At 73.4% G+C, this 17,179-nt stretch carries 13 protein-coding genes and 1 pseudogene; 12 read left to right on the top strand and 2 right to left on the bottom strand.

All coding sequences use genetic code 11. The features are described from left to right. Positions 1 to 258: 258 nt before the first annotated feature. The 11 genes and pseudogenes from AACH11_RS21505 to AACH11_RS21455 all read left to right on the top strand — a co-directional run bounded on the left by AACH11_RS21505 (position 259) and on the right by AACH11_RS21455 (position 13,585). A complete protein-coding gene (locus AACH11_RS21505; RefSeq protein WP_341376324.1) occupies positions 259 to 1,257 on the top strand; it encodes a Bug family tripartite tricarboxylate transporter substrate binding protein in 999 nt (332 codons plus the stop codon). A 130-nt stretch (positions 1,258 to 1,387) separates the two neighbouring features. Beyond that, on the top strand, positions 1,388 to 2,338 hold the full coding sequence (locus tag AACH11_RS21500) for a GntR family transcriptional regulator (RefSeq protein WP_341376323.1): 951 nt from the start codon (positions 1,388 to 1,390) through the stop codon (positions 2,336 to 2,338). 134 nt (positions 2,339 to 2,472) lie between these two features. Next, positions 2,473 to 3,459, top strand: a complete 987-nt coding sequence (locus tag AACH11_RS21495) for a tripartite tricarboxylate transporter substrate binding protein (RefSeq protein ID WP_341376322.1) — start codon at positions 2,473 to 2,475, stop codon at positions 3,457 to 3,459. An 80-nt stretch (positions 3,460 to 3,539) separates the two neighbouring features. Then, on the top strand, positions 3,540 to 4,061 hold the full coding sequence (locus AACH11_RS21490) for a tripartite tricarboxylate transporter TctB family protein (RefSeq protein ID WP_341376321.1): 522 nt from the start codon (positions 3,540 to 3,542) through the stop codon (positions 4,059 to 4,061). Between the two features lie 12 nt (positions 4,062 to 4,073). Beyond that, complete coding sequence (locus AACH11_RS21485) at positions 4,074 to 5,585, top strand: tripartite tricarboxylate transporter permease (RefSeq protein WP_341376320.1); 1,512 nt, start codon at positions 4,074 to 4,076, stop codon at positions 5,583 to 5,585. A 73-nt stretch (positions 5,586 to 5,658) separates the two neighbouring features. Further along, the gene (locus tag AACH11_RS21480; protein WP_341376319.1) at positions 5,659 to 6,585 is read left to right on the top strand and encodes a LysR family transcriptional regulator; all 927 of its coding nucleotides are present in this window, start codon (positions 5,659 to 5,661) and stop codon (positions 6,583 to 6,585) included. Between the two features lie 182 nt (positions 6,586 to 6,767). Beyond that, complete coding sequence (locus AACH11_RS21475) at positions 6,768 to 7,799, top strand: Bug family tripartite tricarboxylate transporter substrate binding protein (RefSeq protein ID WP_341376318.1); 1,032 nt, start codon at positions 6,768 to 6,770, stop codon at positions 7,797 to 7,799. Between the two features lie 68 nt (positions 7,800 to 7,867). After that, positions 7,868 to 8,860 carry a Bug family tripartite tricarboxylate transporter substrate binding protein gene (locus AACH11_RS21470; protein WP_341376317.1) on the top strand — a complete coding sequence of 331 codons (993 nt, stop codon included), beginning with the start codon at positions 7,868 to 7,870 and terminating at the stop codon, positions 8,858 to 8,860. 26 nt (positions 8,861 to 8,886) lie between these two features. Further along, complete coding sequence (locus AACH11_RS21465; RefSeq protein ID WP_341376316.1) at positions 8,887 to 9,990, top strand: lactonase family protein; 1,104 nt, start codon at positions 8,887 to 8,889, stop codon at positions 9,988 to 9,990. Between the two features lie 91 nt (positions 9,991 to 10,081). Continuing rightward, a pseudogene (gene acnA / locus AACH11_RS21460) lies at positions 10,082 to 12,790 on the top strand (aconitate hydratase AcnA); the annotation flags it as partial. Then, positions 12,782 to 13,585 (top strand): transporter substrate-binding domain-containing protein, encoded by an 804-nt coding sequence (locus AACH11_RS21455; RefSeq protein WP_423228796.1) that lies wholly within the window; start codon positions 12,782 to 12,784, stop codon positions 13,583 to 13,585. The pseudogene acnA and the gene AACH11_RS21455, both read left to right, overlap by 9 nt. Before the next feature lie 30 nt (positions 13,586 to 13,615). Here AACH11_RS21455 and AACH11_RS21450 read toward each other — a convergent pair whose 3' ends face one another. Then, positions 13,616 to 14,608, bottom strand: a complete 993-nt coding sequence (locus AACH11_RS21450) for a Bug family tripartite tricarboxylate transporter substrate binding protein (protein ID WP_341376315.1) — start codon at positions 14,606 to 14,608, stop codon at positions 13,616 to 13,618. A 140-nt stretch (positions 14,609 to 14,748) separates the two neighbouring features. After that, positions 14,749 to 15,894: an L-talarate/galactarate dehydratase gene (locus AACH11_RS21445; RefSeq protein ID WP_341376314.1), complete on the bottom strand. Its 1,146-nt coding sequence runs from the start codon at positions 15,892 to 15,894 to the stop codon at positions 14,749 to 14,751. Positions 15,895 to 16,067: 173 nt separating this feature from the next. Here AACH11_RS21445 and AACH11_RS21440 point away from each other — a divergent pair, with 173 nt between their 5' ends. Then, a complete protein-coding gene (locus AACH11_RS21440) occupies positions 16,068 to 17,162 on the top strand; it encodes a LacI family DNA-binding transcriptional regulator (protein ID WP_341376313.1) in 1,095 nt (364 codons plus the stop codon). Positions 17,163 to 17,179: the final 17 nt, after the last annotated feature.

Here is a 17,179-nt window from a genome sequence, read left to right as displayed (position 1 = left end):
GCCCGCCTGCCCTTCGGCGGCACCCGCCAGTCCGGCCACGGCCGCGAGCTGGCCGCCGCCGGCCTGCGCGAGTTCTGCAACCAGCGCACCTGGTGGGTCTGCCGGCCGGACTGAGCGGCCACCGGATCGCCCGGCGCTCGACGGCGCCCTACCGCCCAGGCCCCCGCCCCATACGCGAGCACCCACACGCCCACACCCACGGCTGGCACGGGCGGTCGGCCACGCCCGCCTTCCCACGATGACACGGAGACAACGTCCATGACCCTGCACCGCCGCCACGCTCTCCAGGCCCTGCTGGCCTTGCCCGCCGGCAGCCTGCTGACCGGCCTGCCCCGGGCAGCCCGGGCCCAGGAGACCTTCCCGTCGCGCCCCGTCACGCTGCTGGTTCCGCAGCCGGCCGGCGGCGGGGCCGACAGCCTGTGTCGCACGCTGCAGGCCCGGCTGCAGGAAGCGCTCGGCCAGCCCGTGGTCATCGACAACCGGGGTGGAGCGGCCGGCAACATCGGCACCGCCGCCGGCCTGTCGGCCAAGGCGGACGGCCACACGCTGACCTTCGTCAACCTCTCCACCGTCGCGCTCAATCCGCATCTGTACGCCAAGACCGGCTACCAGGTGGCGGACATGCAACCCGTCATCCAGCTGGCCTCGGTGGCCAACCTGATCGTCGTCCATCCGTCCAAGGTGACGGCCCGCACACTGCGCGAGTTCATCGCCCAGGCCCGCCAGAGCCCGGGCCGATTCAGCTACGCCACGGCAGGCAACGGCAGCGGTAACCATCTGGGCGGCGAGATGCTCAAGCGCATGGCGGGCATCGATCTGCTGCACGTGCCCTACAAGGGCGGTGCGCCCGCCGTCAACGCAGCGCTCGCCGGGGAGGTCGACATGGCCGTGGCCGATCCACTGGCGGTGATGGCCCACCTCAAGGCCGGCACGCTGCGCGCGCTGGCGGTGACCTCCAGCCGCCGCGCCGCGGCATTGCCCGACATCCCGACCGTGGCCGAGAGCGGGGTTCCCGGCTACGACGCGCCGTCCTGGGCCGGCATCGTCGTGCCACGCGGCACGCCGGCCGCGGTGGTCACCCGGCTGCACGCCGCGTTCGCCCAGGCCCTGAAGACGCCGGACATCGCTGCCCGCCTGTCCGCCCAGCTGTACGAGCCGGCCGGCGCCGATCCCAAGGCCTTCGGCGCGCTGATGGCCGCCGAGGATGCACGTTGGTCGAAGCTGATCCGCCAGCTCGACATCCGTCTGGACAGCTGAACCCGCGCCTGCGGCACGCCCGAGCCACCCGACCATGCCGACCGCATCGATCACCCGCCGCTCACCGGCGGGCCCCACCCGACGGACGGTGCCGGCCCGGCGCCATCCGGGCACTGGCTACCATAGGCCGATGCCCCGTACCACCCGCTCTGCTCCCCCGTCCGCCACGCCCAACGACACGGACACCCTGACGCCGCTGCAGGCGCGCGTGGTGCGGGAGATCGTCGCGCATGTGCGGCGCAGCCACCTGCGGGCCGGAGAGCATCTGGCCGAAAGCCTGCTGGCCGAGCAGATCGGCACCTCGCGCACGCCGGTGAACGTGGCACTGCGCCATCTGGCCGCCAGCGGGGTGCTGGTGCACGACCACAACCGCGGCTACTTCCTGGCCCGCGACGCCGCGTCGCTGGACGACGTGGCCGAACGCCACAGTGCCGAGCCCGATCACCCGCTGTACCTGCGCATCGCCGAGGACCGTCTGGCCGGCCGCCTGCCCGACGCGATGACCGAGGCCGACCTGATGCGCCAGTACGACTGCTCGCGCAGCGTGCTGCGCTCGGTGCTGTCGCGGGTGCAGCAGGAGGGCTGGATCGAGAAGGCGGTGGGCCATGGCTGGACCTTCCAGCCGATGATCGACTCGCCACAGGCCTACGAGGAGAGCTACCTCTACCGTGCGGCCATCGAGCCGACCGGCCTGCTGGCCCCGGGCTTCACGGTCGACCGCGTGGCGCTGGGCCGCCTGCAGCGCGAGCAGCGCCGCATCGCCGATGGCGGATGGGAGACGATGACCGCCATCGAGCTGTTCCAGGCCAACAGCGACTTCCACGAGACCCTGGCCCTGTGGTCGGGCAACCGCTTCATCGTGCAGTCGGTGCGCCGGATGGACCAGCTGCGTCGCCTGATCGAGTATCGCCAGGCCCGCTCACGCGGCCCGCGCCGCGAGCAGGCACTGGAGCACCTGCAGATCCTGGAGGCGATCACCAGCGGGGATCTGCTGCGGGCGGCCTCGCTGATGCGCTCGCACCTGGACGGCGCCCGGCGCGGCAAGGTCCACAGCCGGGATGTGTTCGCCCCGCCCGGCTGACCTGACATCCGGGCGCCCCGCCCGGCCCCGTCGTCCGGCCTGACGACGGCGCATCGCCGCCTTTTTCGCACGCCCTTTTCACACGCCCTGTCGTGCACTTTTTGATTTCATAACGCATTCTCAGGAGACATCCCATGAACCAGCCTGCCGCCTTCAACCGCCGTGCCACCCTCGGCTACCTCGCCGCCGCAGCCGCCCTCGTGCTCGCGCGCCCCGCAGGCGCCAACACGCCCGTCCCCGACAGCCTGAAGTTCACCGTACCCGGCTCGCCCGGTGGCGGCTATGACCAGACCGCGCGCACGCTGGCCAAGGCCCTGCAGGCAGCCGCCCGGATCCGCAACGTCAGCTTCGAGAACAAGAACGGTGCCGGCGGCACGCTGGGTCTGGCCCAGTTCGTCAACGGCAGCGCGGGAGAAGCCGGTGCGCTGTGCGTGATGGGCGCCATCATGGTCACCGGTGTGGTGCAGAACAAGCCGCCGGTCACCCTGGCACAGACCACGCCGGTGGCCCGCCTGTTCACCGAGTACAACGTGATCGCCGTGCGCAAGGACGCACCCTGGCGCTCGATGGCCGAGCTGCTGCAGGCCTTCAAGGCCGAGCCCACCCGGATCACCTGGGGCGGCGGATCCAAGGGTTCGGTCGATCACATCGGCATCTCGCAGCTGGCGGCCGCCACCGGCGTGCCGCTGAACCGGCTCAACTACATCCCGTTCGGCGGCGGTGGCGAGGTGGTGGCCGCCACCCTCGGCGGCCATGTCAGCGCGATCACCGGTGGCTACGCCGAGCTGGCCAGTTATGTGAAGAGCGGACAGTTCCGCGTGCTGGCCGTCGGTGCGCCGCAGCGCCTCAAGGGCATCGACGCGCCGACGCTCAAGGAGCTGGGACTGGACCTGGAGATCGGCAACTGGCGCGGCGTCGTGGCGGCCGGCGGCCTGTCGCCGGCCCAGCAGCAGGCCTGGGTGAGCGCCATCGAGCAGGCGGTACGCACCCCTGTCTGGCAGGACGCCCTGCTAGCCAACCACTGGACGCCCAGCCTGCTGACGGGCGCGGCCTTCGGCCACTTCATCGACAGCGAGCACGCCCGGCTGCGGGCCATGCTGGTGCGGGCGGGCCTGCTGTGAGCGCCGCATCCCAGCCGGTCCGTCAAGGCGGCGGCCGGCACCCGCATGCCGGCCCGGCCACGCCGTCCGATCCGGCACCGATGCCGACACCGACGCCGACACAGGCCGCGGGCGAAGCCGCCCCGCCACGGGCCGCACCGCTGGCGGTCAGTCTGGCGCTGCTGGTGCTGGCAGCGGGCCTGGCCTGGGGCGCCTGGCGCATGCCCCGCGACGCGGGCTACGTCGTGCTCGGGGCCCATGTCTTTCCGCTGGTGATCGCCGGCTTCGTCGGTACGGTCGGTGCGTTGCTGGCGCTGCAGGCGCTGCGCGGCGGCTGGCCCGGACTGGCAACGCCGCCCACGCGGCCGCCCGCCGCATGCCGCAGTGCCCGTCATGCCGCGGCCTGGCTGAGCGGCGGCCTGATGGTGATGGCCCTGACCCTCCAGCACATCGGCTTCGTGCCGGCGGCCGCGCTGCTGTTCGCCTGTGCCGCGCGCGGCCACGGCAGCCAGCGGCCGTGGCTGGATCTGGCCGTGGGCGTGGCACTGACACTGCCGCTGTTCTGGCTCTTCACGCTCGGTCTGGGCCTGCGCCTGCCAGCGCTGACCGGACGCTGGATCTGAGGAGAACCACCGATGCATGACATCCTGACCCCGCTGGCCAACGGCTTCGTCACCGCGCTGACGCCCGGCCATCTGCTCTGGGGCTTCCTGGGCTGCCTGCTGGGCACGGCCATCGGCGTGCTGCCCGGCATCGGCCCGGCCCTGACCGTTGCCGTGCTGCTGCCCTTGACGACGCAGCTGGAGCCCACCGGCGCGCTGATCATGTTCGCCGGCATCTACTACGGCGCCCAGTTCGGCGGCTCCACCACCTCCATCCTGTTGAACACGCCAGGCGAGTCCTCGTCGATGGTGACCGCGCTCGAAGGCAACCGCATGGCCCGCTGCGGCCGCGCCGGCCCGGCGCTGGCCACCGCGGCCATCGGCTCCTTCGTCGCCGGCACGCTGGCCACGCTGGCGCTGACCGTCTCGGCACCGCTGGTGGCCGCCTTCACGCTGCGCTTCGGTCCGGCCGAGTACTTCGCCATCCTGGCCTTCGCGTTCACCACGGTCTCGGCCGTGCTCGGCGCGTCGATGCTGCGCGGGCTGGCCTCGCTCGGTCTGGGGCTCACGATCGGCCTGATCGGCATGGACTCCATCTCCGGCCAGGCCCGCTACACCGGCGGTGTGGCCGAGCTGGTCGACGGCATCGAGGTGGTGCTGGTGGCCGTCGGCCTGTTCGCGGTGGCCGAAGGCCTGTGGGGCGTGCTGCACCCCGAGGGCGACGACGGTGCCCGCCATGCCACCGGACGGCTGAGCCTGTCGCGCGAGGACTGGCGGCGCTCGGTGCCCGCCTGGCTGCGCGGCACCGCGATCGGGTTTCCGTTCGGCTCGATTCCGGCGGGCGGCGCGGAGATCCCGACTTTCCTGTCCTACGCGACCGAGCGCCGGCTGAGCCACCGGCCGCAGGACTTCGCCTCGGCCCAGGGCCCGGGCGCGATCGAGGGCGTGGCCGGCCCGGAGGCGGCCAACAACGCCTGCGCCACCGGCTCGCTGGTGCCGCTGCTGACGCTGGGCATCCCGACCTCGGCCACGGCCGCCATCCTGCTGGCCGCCTTCCAGAACTACAACCTGCAGCCCGGCCCGCTGTTGTTCCAGACCTCCTCCGAGCTGGTCTGGGCCCTGGTCGCCTCGTTGTACGTGGGCAACGTGATCCTGCTGGTGCTGAACCTGCCGCTGGTCGGCCTGTGGGTGCGGCTGCTGTCGCTGCCCCGGCACTGGCTGGGCGCCGGCATCCTGGTGTTCGCCTCGATCGGCGTCTACGGCATGCGGCAGTCGGCACTCGACCTGCTGCTGATGCTGGCCATCGGCTGGCTGGGCGTGGGCATGCGGCGCTTCGGCTTCCCCGTCGCACCGGTGATCGTCGGCATGCTGCTCGGGCCGATGGCCGAACGCCAGCTGCGCAACGCGCTGTCGATCAGCCAGGGCGACTGGACGGTGTTCATCAGCCAGCCCCTGTCGGCGGCCATCCTGGCGGCCACGGCGCTGGTGCTGCTCGTGCCGCTGCTGCTGCACCGTCGAGGCATCCAGCTGCACGAGGACGACTGAGCCCGACCGGCGCGGCACCGGTCGGGCGGGCGCGACAATCCGCCACGCCCACCGCCCTGCCGGCCAGACCACCATGCGCCACGACCTCACCAGCCTGCAGCTGTTCGTCACCGTCGCCGAATGCCGCAACCTGACGCGGGCGGCCGAGCGGGCGCATCTGGCGGTCTCGGCGGTCAGCAAGCGCATCGCCGAGCTGGAGGCGCAGGCCGGCACGCCGCTGCTGCAGCGGCTGCCGCGCGGGGTGGTGCCGACGGCCGCCGGGCAGTCACTGCTGCGCCATGCGCGCTCGGTGCTGCAGCAGTTGCGGGCGCTCGATGCCGAGCTGCAGGACTTCGCCGGTGGCCTCAAGGGCCAGGTGCGGCTGCACGCGGTGGCCACGGCGCTGACGCAGTTCCTGCCGGGCGAGATCGAGTCCTTCCTCAACCGCCATCCTCAGGTGCTGCTCAGCATCGAGGAGCACACCGGCGCGGCCGTGGTGCGGGCGGTGGCCAGCGGCGATGCCGATGTCGGCGTGGTGTCGGCGCTGACGCCGCTGCGCGGTCTGGTCGGCCTGCCCTACCACGCGGACCGGCTGATGGCCGGCGTGCCGCCCGGTCATCCGCTGGCCCGCCGGCGGCGCCTGGCCTTCGCCGAGCTGCTGGACCATCCCTTCGTCGGCCCGCATGCGGACAGCTCGCTGGCGCAGCTGATGGTGCAGGCCGCGCGTGCGGCGGGCAAGCCGCTGCGCCAGCGGGTGCAGGCCAGCAGCTTCGACGCGATGTGCCGCCTGGTGGAATCGCGCGTGGGCGTCACGCTGCTGCCCGATGGCGTGCTGCGGCGGGCGGCGGCAGCCGGCACGCTGCACGCGATCACGCTCAGCGATGACTGGGCGCAGCGCCAGCTGCTGATCGTGCTGCGCGACGAGGACACGGCCGATCCGGCCACGCGCACGCTGGTCGATCACCTGCAGGCGCACGCGCAGCGGGCCGATCCGGCAGGCGCCGGAGCGCGCACGCGCTGAAGGCGGGGCGGCGGCGCAAGGTCGCCACGCACGGCCACCACGCTGGTGCGCTTCGAAAGTGCGCCGACCGTTCTCCATCGGGAAACGCAGCCGCCGCCAGACGTCAATTTTCAGGGGCGACGGCGCTGCCTAGCATCCCGGTGACCGATTCCTGGAATCCCAGAACGACACCGGAGACGCCGATGCCCACCGCATCCCTGACCGCCCGCCGCCGCTGGCTGTCCACCCTGGCCCCTGCGGCCGCCCTGCTCAGCGTGGCCGCCGGCCTCGGCCTGCCCGGCGCCGCGCTGGCCGACGAGGCGGCCGCCTGGCCGTCGAAGCCGATCACGATCATCGTGCCGTTCTCGGCCGGCGGTGGCGTGGACGTCACCGCCCGGCTGCTGGCCGAGAAGCTGCGCACGAGCCTGAAGCAGCCGGTCAACGTCGACAACAAGGCCGGCGGCAGCGGCATGATCGGCGCGCTGGCCGCCGTGCGGGCGCCGGCCGACGGCCACACGCTGCTGCTGTCCTCGGCCGGTGAGGTGGCGATCAACCCGCACGTCTACAAGGCGCGCATGCAGTACGCGCCCGAGAAGGACCTGGCGCCCATCTCGCTGGTGGTGCGGGTGCCCAATGTGCTGGTGGTCAACCCGCAGCTGCCGGTGCGCAACGTGGCCGAGCTGCTGGCGCTGGCCCGCAGCAAGCCGGGCAGCCTGAACTACGGCAGCAGCGGCATCGGCAACCCGCAGCACCTGGCCGGCGAACTGCTGGACCAGATGTCGGGCCAGTCGCTGACGCACGTGCCCTACCGCGGGGCCTCCAACCAGCTGACCGACACCGCCGGCGGCAACCTGGACTTCACCTTCACCAGCCTGGCCGGCGCCCGCGCCTTCATCAAGGACGGCAGGGTGCGGCCGATCGCGATGACCTCGCCCAAGCGCACGCCGATGGCGCCGGACCTGCCGGCCGTGGCCGAGACCCCCGGCCTGGCCGGCTATGCGCTGGAGAACTGGTTCGGCCTGTTCGCGCCGGCCGCCACGCCACCGGCCATCCAGGCGAAGCTGAACGCGGCGGTGGTCGCGGCGCTCCATGACGCCGATCTGGTCAAGCGCCTGGCCGAGCTCGGCGGCGATGCCGAACCGCTGAGCCAGGACGCCTTCCGCACCTTCATCAAGGCCGAGTCGGCGCGCTTCGCCCGCATCGTCGAGAAGGCGCGCATCACACCCGACAACTGAGCGGACCGCGCGGCCGGGCCTCCGATCCGGCCACGCCCACCGGCCTGCACATCCGAGGAGACACACCGATGAACCCGAACGACATCCGCCGCCGCCAGCTGCTGCAGCTGGCCGGTGGCACGCTGGCCCTGTCCGGCAGCCACGCCGCCTTCGCCCAGGCCGGCTGGCCGACCAAGCCGGTGACGCTGGTGGTGGCCTATGCCGCCGGCGGCAACAACGATCTGCGCGCGCGCCAGCTCGGCGTGCCGATGGCCGCCCTGCTGGGCCAGAGCGTCATCGTCGACAACAAGCCCGGGGCCAGCGGCAACATCGGCCATGACTTCATCGCCCGTGCGCTGCCCGACGGCCACACGCTGGGCATCGGCGCGATGGGGCCGCTGGCGGTCAACGCCGCGCTGTTCCCGAAGATGACCTTCAACCCGGCCACCGACTTCGTGCCGGTGGTGCTGGTCGAGAAGGCGCCGCTGGTGCTGGTCACCCGCGCCGACAAGCCCTTCCGCACGCTGAAGGACGTGGTGGCCGCGGCCAAGGCCCGGCCGGGCGCGCTGACCATCGGCAATGCCGGCAACGGCGGCGCGCACCACCTCAGCGGCGAGCTGTTCCAGGATGCGGCCGGCATCGAGATGCTGTCGGTGCCCTACAAGGGCGGGGGTCCGGCGGCCTCGGCGCTGCTGGCTGGCGAGATCGACATGATGTTCGAACAGACCTATGCCGCGCTGCCCTCGATCCAGGCCGGCAAGACCCGTGCGCTGGCCGTCACCAGCGACAAGCGCCTGCCCAGCCTGCCGGACGTGCCGACGATGGCCGAGGCCGGCCATCCCGGTGTGACGGTGTCGAACTGGCTGGGCGTCATCGCGCCCAAGGGCACGCCGGCGGCCGTCGTGCAGCGGGTCAACGCGGCGGTCAACCAGGCGCTCGCCCAGCCCGATCTGCGCGACAAGATCGCCGGGCCCGGCAACCTGGTGGGCGGCGGCACGCCGGAGGCCTTCGCCGCCTTCATCACCGCTGAACGTCAGCGTTGGGCGGCCCTGATCAAGGCCAAGGGCATCACGCTGGAATGACGTCCCGAACGCACGCCGTGGCATCCATGACCCACCTTGAACCTGCGCGGGCGCCGGAGCACGGCACGCTGATCGCCTTCATCGGCAGCCGCACCACCCGCGAGCGAAACGCCCGCGGCGACGGCATCACCGTCTGCGCCGTCGACGAGGCCAGCGGTGCGCTGCGCCCGCTGCAGGTGCTCGGCGGGCTGGTCAACCCGTCCTATCTGGCGATGGCCGCCGACGGCCGCACGCTGCACGCGGTGCATGGCGACGGCCACACGGCCAGCGCGCTGCGCATCGATGCGGGCAGCGGCCGGCTGAGCCTGCTGGCCACGCAGGAGATCGGCGGCCGCAATCCGGTGCACCTGGTCCACGCCCGCGACGGCCGCCACCTGCTGGTGACCGACCACCTGGGCGCCAGCATCGCCGTGCTGCCCGTGGCCGACGATGGCCGCCTGCAGCCGCCGGCCCAGCGCCTGCCGATCACCGGCACGCCCGGCCCGCACCGCATCGAGCAGCCGCATGCCAAGCCGCACTACGCCGGCTTCAGTGCCTGCGGCCGCTGGCTGCTGGTGCCCGACAAGGGCCTGGACCGCGTGTTCGTGCGGCGCTGGGACGGCCAGCGCCTGATCGAGGACAGCGGCAGCGCGATGGTCGCGCGCGAGGGCGCCGGCCCGCGCCACCTGGCCGTGCATCCGCACGCGCCCTGGGTCTGGATCGTCAACGAGCTGGACTCGACCGTCACCACCGCCCACCTCGACGGCGAGACCGGCACGCTGCAGCCGCTGGAAACCCGCTCCACGCTGTCGCCGCGCCACACCGGCCACAGCCGGGCCGCGGCGATCCAGGTGGCCGCGGACGGACGCACTGTCTACACGTCGAACCGAGGCGAGGACAGCATCGCCGTCTTCGCCGTCGATCCGGCCGACGGCAGCCTCACCCTGCGCCAGACCGTGGCCAGCGGTGGCCGCACGCCACGCTTCATCACGCCCGGGCCCGACGGCCGCTGGCTGTACGCCCTCAACGAGGACAGCGACACGGTGACGACCTTCGCCGTCGATCCCGAGAACGGCACGCTGACGCCCACCGGCCGCCCGCTGAGCTGCGGCAGCCCGGTGTGCCTGGTCTTCCATCGCCTGCCGGCCTGAACCGGGAACGGCCTGCCGTCTGCTGCCTGCCGCCTGCTCGAACCCCGCCCGCCCCCCGCCTGACCCCAGCCTGACCCCAGCCCCGCGCGCCATGATCCGTCTGCCCGCCGAAGCCCTCGCCGACGCCGCCTTCCGCCCTGCCACCGTCGCCCATGCGGAGGTCGAGATCGACGGCATCTGCGGCCGCCTGATCGACCTGCCGGCCCTGCTGGGCCCGCTGCTGCCCCGCCTGCCGGTGGTGCACCGCCTGCTGCTGGAGAACGTGCTGCGCTGCATGCAGGGCGAGGAGCGCGAGACCGCCGCCCAGGCCCTGGTGGACTGGTTGCAGAGTGGCCGCAGCGAGGTCGAGATCGCCTTCCAGCCCGGCCGCGTGCTGATGCACGACACCACCAGCACGCCCGCGCTGATCGACATCGCCGGCCTGCGCGACACCCTGGCCGAGCACGGCGCCGATCCCTCGCGGCTGAACCCGGTGCTGCCGGTGGATGTCTCGGTCGACCATTCGCTGGCCGTCGAGGTCTGGGGTTGTGCCGATGCCGCGCCGCGCAATCTGGCCCACGAGATGCGCCGCAATGCCGAGCGCTACGCCTTCCTGCGCTGGGCCTCGCGGTCGCTGGACCGGGTGACCATCCACCCGCCGGGCACCGGCATCATGCACACGCTGAACCTGGAGCAGCTGGCCACCGTCGTCACCACCGAGACGCGTGACGGCACCACCTGGTTCGTGCCCGACATGATGATCGGCACCGACAGCCACACGCCGATGGTCAACGGCATCGGCGTGCTGGGCTGGGGCGTGGGCGGACTGGAGGCGCAGACGGTGATGTTCGGCCTGCCCACCATGCTGCGCATCCCCGAGGTGATCGGCGTCCAGCTCACCGGCCGCCTGCGCCCCGGCGTGCAGGCCACCGATCTGGCCTTGACCGTCACCCAGCGCCTGCGCGCACTCGGTGTGGCCGGCGAGTTCGTCGAGTTCTTCGGCCCCGGCGTGGCCACGCTGGATGCCGACGCGCGGGCCGTGGTCGCCAACATGGCGCCCGAGTACGGCGCCACCACCGGCTTCTTCCCGGCCGATGCGCAGGTGGTCGATTACCTGTGGCGCACCGGCCGCAGTGCGCCCCACGCGGCGCGCGTCGAGGCGGTGCTGAAGCGGCAAGGTCTGTGGTTCGACCCGCAGGCCGAGCCCTGCTACACCCAGCGCCTGACGATCGATCTGGACGCCATCGGCCTGCACATCGCCGGCCCGCAGCGGCCACAGGATCTGCGGCCGCTGGGCGCGGCCCGTCCGCTGCTGGCCGCCCTCGGCTTCCAGCCGCGACAGGCCATGGCGGAGGCAGCCACACCGTCGGCCGCGACGGCGGCGGCCATCCTGCCCCGCCACGCCATCGCCTATGCGGCGATCACCAGCTGCACCAACACCTCGTCGCCAGCGCTGCTGGTGGCCGCCGGGCTGCTGGCGCGCAAGGCGCGCGCGCTCGGCCTGAAGCCGCCGGCCTGGGTCAAGACCTCGCTGTCGCCGGGCTCGCCGTCGACGGCCGGCCTGCTGCAGCGTGCCGGGCTGGACGAGGACCTGGCCGCGGTGGGCTTCGACATCGTCGGCTACGGCTGCGCGACCTGCATCGGCAACCCCGGCCCGCTGCCCGAGGTGATCCGCGCGGCGCAGGCTGCGGGCCGCATCCGCGCGGTGGCCGTGCTGTCGGGCAACCGCAACTTCCCCGGCCGCGTGCATCCGGATCTGGACCTGGGCTGGCTGATGTCGCCGCCGCTGGTGGTGGCCTTCGCCCTCGTCGGCGATGCCGAGCGCGATCTGGAGCAGGAGCCGGTGGGCCACACGCCCGACGGCCGCCCGGTGATGCTGTCGGAGCTGTGGCCCGAGGACGCCGAGGTCGCCCGTCTGGTGGACGCGGCCCGGCTCGCCGACGACGTGCCGCGCGCCTTCGCGCTCGCCGGCCGCAACCCGTCCTGGGCCGGGCTGGATGCGCCCGGCACCGCCCGCTTCCCGTGGCGCGACGGCTCCACCCAGCTGCGCCGCCCGCCGTTCGCCGGCCTCGACTGGGGCAGCCAGCTCGGCCGCTACGAGGCCGATCCGCTGCTGGTGCTCGGCGACGACGTCACCACCGACCACATCTCGCCGGCCAGCGCGATCCCGCCCGACAGCCTGGTGGCCGACTTCCTCGTCGCGCGCGGCGAGGACCGTGGCGACCTCAACGTCTTCGCCTCGCGCCGCGGCAACTGGGAGGTGATGCTGCGCGCGGCCTTCCACAACCGCTCGCTGCGCAATCTGCTGGCGCCGACGGCCCCGGTGGCCCACACCGTGCACGTGCCCAGCGGCGAGATCGCCCCGCTGTGGGAGGTGGCCGAGCGCTACCGCGCGGCCGGCCGGGCCGTGGTGCTGGTGGCCGGCGAGCGCTACGGCACCGGCTCCTCGCGCGACTGGGCGGCCAAGGGCCAGCGTCTGCTGGGCATCCGGGCCGTGCTGGCCAACAGCTTCGAGCGCATCCACCGCTCCAACCTGATCGGCATGGGCATCCTGCCGCTGCGCCTGCCGGCGGGCACCACCCCGGCCACGCTGGCGCTGCAGGCGGGCGACACGCTGACCATCGACGCCCCGGCCGAGCGGCTGCAGCCGCGCACGGCGGTCCGGGTGACGCTGACGCGCCGCGACGGCACCCGCCTGGACTTCAGCGCCACCGCCGCCGTCGAGACCCAGCTGGAGGTGAGCCTGCTGCAGGCCGGCGGCGTCATGCCCGCCATCCTGAGGCGCACGCTGGACGACGGTGCCGCCACCCCGGTGGCCGCGGCGGCACCGGAGCGGGCGACGCTGAGCCCGAGCACGCGCCCGAGCCCCGGCCTGAGCGCCAGCCTGAACGCACTGGCCGACACCCTGGCCCCCGGCGGCCCGCTGCGCGCCTGCATCAACCTGGGCAATCCGATCCTGGCCCACCGGCGGGCCGATGGCAGCGTCGGCGGCGTGTCGGTCGATCTGGCCACCGAGCTGGCCCGGCGGATCGGCCGGCCGCTGCAGACGGTGGTGGTCGAGGCCGCCGGCACCTCGGTCGAGACCGTGCGCGCCGACGGCGCCGACGTCGGCTTCTTCGCCATCGATCCGCTGCGCGGCCAGGGCATCGGCTTCACCGGCCCCTATGTGCTGATCGAAGGCGCCTGGCTGGTGCGCGAGGACTCCCCGCTGCGCGACGGCGCGGAGGTCGACCGGGCCGCGCACCGCGTGGTCGTCGGCCGCGGCAGTGCCTACGATCTGTACCTGACGCGCGAACTGAAGGCCGCGACCATCCTGCGCGCCGCCACCTCACCGACCGTGGTCGACACCTTCCTGGCCGAGGGTGCGGAGGTCGCGGCCGGCGTGCGCCAGCAACTGGAGGCCGATGCCGCGCGATGGGGCGGCCTGCGCCTGCTGCCCGGCCACTTCATGGTCATCCGCCAGGCCATGGGCCTGCCCGCCGGACGGGGCCCGGCCGCGGCCGCGGCCTTGGCCGACTTCGTCGAGGAGATGAAGGCCTCGGGCTTCGTCGCCGAGGCGCTGCGGCGCCATGGCATCGACGGCGCGGCCGTGGCGCCGGCCGGCGGGCGGCCCTGAGCCGGCACCGCACCGGCGCGGGCCTGCCGCTCAGTCCGCGGTGATGGCCCGGCTCTCGATCAGCTTCTTCCAACGGGCATGTTCGGCGGCCTGGAAGGCGCTGAACTGCTCGGGCGTATTGCCGACGATCTCGAAGCCCAGCGCCAGCAGCTTGTCGCGCACGGCCGGCTCGCCCAGCGTCGCCACCACCGCCTCACGCAGGCGGCCCCTGACGTCGGCCGGCAGGCCGCGCGGCGCGGCCACCGCCTGCCAGGAATAGACGGTGGTGTGGCGCAGGCCGGCTTCCTCCAGCGTCGGCAGCTCGGGCAGCAGCGGCGAGCGCTTCGCGCTGGTGATGGCCAGCGCACGCAGCTTGCCGCCGCGGATCTGCGGCAGCGCGGTGTTCACGTTCATGAAGCTGGCGTCGACCACGCCGGCCATCAGGTCGGTCATGGCCGGCGCGCCCCCCTTGTAGGGCACGTGGATGGCCTGGGTGCCGGTCTCCTGCCAGAACAGCTCGGCCGTCAGATGATCGGAGGTGCCGTTGCCGGCGGACGCGAAGGTCAGCTTGCCCGGCTGGGCCTTGAGGGCGCCCAGCAGATCCCCCAGCGTGCGCCAGGGCGAGGTGACCGGCACCGCCAGCACGTTGGGCGCCTGCACCGCCACCGTCACGTAGTCGAAGTCCTTCAGCGGGTCATAGCCCGGGTTGCGGATCAGGTGCGGCCCGATCACGAACGGCCCCAGCGAGGCCACGAGCAGCGTCTGCCCATCGGGCGCCGCCCGCCGGACCTGGGCGGCGCCCAGCGTACCGCCGGCGCCGGCCTTGTTGTCGACGACGAAGGTCGCGCCCAGGCGCTCCTGCAGGCGGGCGGCCAGCGTGCGGGCGATCATGTCGGTCGAGCCACCGGGCGGGAAGGGCACGACCAGCGTCACCGCCCGGGCGGGCCAGGCGGCGGTGGCGGGTGCCTGCGCGTGGGCAGCGCCCGGGCCGGCGGCCAGCAGCGGCAGCACGGCGGCGGTGATCAGGGTACGGCGCGTCGTCATCTCGGGTGTCTCCTCTGTCTTGACGTCAGGTCGGATGGGTGGGCGGTGCTCGCTCAGGGCGGCGGTGGCGGTGGCGGTGGCGGTGGCGGTGGCGGTGGCGGGGGCGGTGGCGGGGGCGGGGCGGCGGCAGGGCCGGCCGCTCAGGCCCGCTCGCCGAAGGTCTGGCTCTGGCAGGTCCAGGCGCGAGCCTGGCCGCTGAGCGTCAGGCCCAGGCCCGGACGGCGGGGCACCACCATGCGGCCGTCACGGATCTCGATGCGCTCCTCGAACAGCGGCTCCAGCCAGTCGAAATGCTCGACCCAGGTCTCCGTCGGGAAGGCCGCCCCCAGATGCACGTGCAGCTCCATCGCGAAGTGCGGCGCCAGCATCGCGCCGGCGGCCTCGGCCTGCGCGGCCACCTTCAGGAAGGGCGTGACGCCGCCCAGGCGGGGGGCGTCGGGCATCAGCCAGTCGGCCGCACGGTGGCGGATCAGGTCGGCATGCTCCAGCGCGCTGGTCAGCATCTCGCCGGTGGCGATCGGGGTGTCGAAGGCGGCGGCCAGTGCGGCGTGCCCCTCATGATCGTAGGCATCCAGCGGCTCCTCGATCCACACCAGGCCCAAGGGCTCCAGCCGGCGGCACATGCGCTGGGCGGTCGGGCGGTCCCACTGCTGGTTGGCATCGACCATCAGCGGCACGCCATCGCCCAGGCGGCGGCGCACGGCCTCGACACGGCGCAGGTCCTCGTCACGGTCGGGCTGGCCAACCTTGAGCTTGATGCCACCGATGCCGCGCGCCACCGAGGCCTCGGCGTTGTCCATCAACTGGTCGATCGGTGTGTGCAGGAAGCCGCCCGAGGTGTTGTAGCAGGCCACCGTGTCGCGGTGGGCGCCCAGCAGCTTGGCCAGCGACAGGCCGGCCCGCCGCGCCTTCAGATCCCACAGCGCGACGTCGAAGGCGCCGATGGCCTGCGTGGCCAGGCCGCTGCGGCCCACCGAGGCGCCGGCCCAGCATAGGCGGGTCCAGAGCCGGGCGATGTCCGACGGGTCTTCGCCCAGCAGCGTGGGCGCGATCTCGGCCGCGTGGGCGAACTGGCCCGGGCCGCCCGCGCGCTTGCTGTAGCTGAAGCCCAGGCCCTCGTGGCCGTCGGCCGTCTGCAGCTCGACGAACAGCATCGAGACCTCGGTCATCGGCTTCTGGCGGCCGGTCAGCACCTTGGCGTCGCTGATCGGCATGGGCAGCGGCAGGCGGGTGTGCGACAGGCGCAGCCACTGGAGGCGGTCGGGAAGCAGAGCGGTGTGGGCCATGATGGGAACGTTAACAGTTCAAGGAATGGCACGGGCGCCAAGAAAACGCCAGCGCCAAGGACGCGATCCGGCGCGAATGTTAACGTTCTCATCCGCACACCACAGCACCGGGAAGACCCGCAGTGCCGCGCGACGCCCTGGCGGACAATCCGCGCGCCACCCCTGCCCGCCCGATGCCGCCGCGTTCCACCCCCCGCCCAGCTCCCCCGGCACCGCCCACCGCCGCGGCCGACGACGACGACGCCATCGCCGCCCAGCGCCGCCCCGTCACGCTGCACCAGGTCGCCGAGGCGGCCGGCGTCTCCTTGATGACCGTCTCGCGCGCCCTGAACACGCCCGAGCGCGTCTCGCCCGACGCGCTGGCGCGGGTGAAGGCCGCGGTGGCGCGGACCGGCTACATCCCCAATCTGCTGGCCGGCGGCCTGAAGTCACGGCGCAGCCAGACGGTGGGGGTGCTGGTGCCGCTGATCGCCGTCGCGCAGTTCCTGCCGACGATCCAGACCCTGACCGCGACGCTTGAGGCCGCCGGCTACCAGGTGATCCTGGCGCAGACCGGCTATGACCGCACGCGGGAGCCGGCGCTGGTCGACACCCTGCTGGGCCGGCGCATCGATGCCCTGGTGGTGGCTGGCCTGCTGCAGGACGCGCAGGCCATCGCCCGCCTGCGGGCCGCGCACCTGCCGGTGGTCGAGACCTGGGACCTGACCGGGCGTCCGGTCGACCAGGTGGTCGGCTTCTCGCATCCGCAGGTGGGCGCGGCCGTGGCCGGCCATGTCCTGGCCCGCGGCTGGGAGGCGGTGGGCGTGGCCACCGGCGACGACGCCCGCGCGATGCAGCGCCTGCAGGGCTTCGTCGGCACCTTCGGCCGTGAGGTGCCGGTGGCCACCGTGGCGACGCCCGGCACGCTGGACAAGGGCCGCCAGGCGCTGGCCCGCCTGCTGGCGGCACAGCCGGGCCTGCGCGTCGTGGTCTGCAGCTCGGACGCGCTGGCCCAGGGCGTGGTCACCGAGGCCCTGGAGCGCGGCCTGCGCGTGCCGCAGGATCTGGCCGTGGTGGGTTTTGGCGATGCCGAGTTCGCGGCCCACATGGCGCCGTCACTGACGACGGTGCGGATCGACGCGGCCGCCATCGGGCGCGAGGCCGCGCGCCGGGTGCTGGCCCGCTGCCGCGGCGAGCGGCTGGACGATCCGGTGGCCGACCTGGGCTTCCATCTGGTGGAGCGCCGCTCGACCCGCGAGGACGCCCCGGGCGGGCCGCGCAGCGCCTGAGGTCGCCGGGCAGGCCA

The organism is Pseudaquabacterium rugosum (assembly GCF_038066575.1).
In the GTDB taxonomy this organism is placed as follows: domain Bacteria; phylum Pseudomonadota; class Gammaproteobacteria; order Burkholderiales; family Burkholderiaceae_C; genus Pseudaquabacterium; species Pseudaquabacterium rugosum.
The sequence above is the reverse complement of the archived record's forward strand: the minus strand, read 5'-3'. Positions and strand labels throughout refer to the sequence as shown.

Coding starts and splice junctions, on each gene's coding strand:
- AACH11_RS21480 (WP_341376319.1), top strand. CDS start 5,659: ATGCGCCACGACCTCACCAGCCTGCAGCTGTTCGTCACCGTCGCCGAA.
- AACH11_RS21470 (WP_341376317.1), top strand. CDS start 7,868: ATGAACCCGAACGACATCCGCCGCCGCCAGCTGCTGCAGCTGGCCGGT.
- AACH11_RS21485 (WP_341376320.1), top strand. CDS start 4,074: ATGCATGACATCCTGACCCCGCTGGCCAACGGCTTCGTCACCGCGCTG.
- AACH11_RS21450 (WP_341376315.1), bottom strand. CDS start 14,608: ATGACGACGCGCCGTACCCTGATCACCGCCGCCGTGCTGCCGCTGCTG.
- AACH11_RS21465 (WP_341376316.1), top strand. CDS start 8,887: ATGACCCACCTTGAACCTGCGCGGGCGCCGGAGCACGGCACGCTGATC.
- AACH11_RS21475 (WP_341376318.1), top strand. CDS start 6,768: ATGCCCACCGCATCCCTGACCGCCCGCCGCCGCTGGCTGTCCACCCTG.
- AACH11_RS21490 (WP_341376321.1), top strand. CDS start 3,540: ATGCCGACACCGACGCCGACACAGGCCGCGGGCGAAGCCGCCCCGCCA.
- AACH11_RS21440 (WP_341376313.1), top strand. CDS start 16,068: ATGCCGCCGCGTTCCACCCCCCGCCCAGCTCCCCCGGCACCGCCCACC.
- AACH11_RS21505 (WP_341376324.1), top strand. CDS start 259: ATGACCCTGCACCGCCGCCACGCTCTCCAGGCCCTGCTGGCCTTGCCC.
- AACH11_RS21445 (WP_341376314.1), bottom strand. CDS start 15,894: ATGGCCCACACCGCTCTGCTTCCCGACCGCCTCCAGTGGCTGCGCCTG.
- AACH11_RS21495 (WP_341376322.1), top strand. CDS start 2,473: ATGAACCAGCCTGCCGCCTTCAACCGCCGTGCCACCCTCGGCTACCTC.
- AACH11_RS21500 (WP_341376323.1), top strand. CDS start 1,388: ATGCCCCGTACCACCCGCTCTGCTCCCCCGTCCGCCACGCCCAACGAC.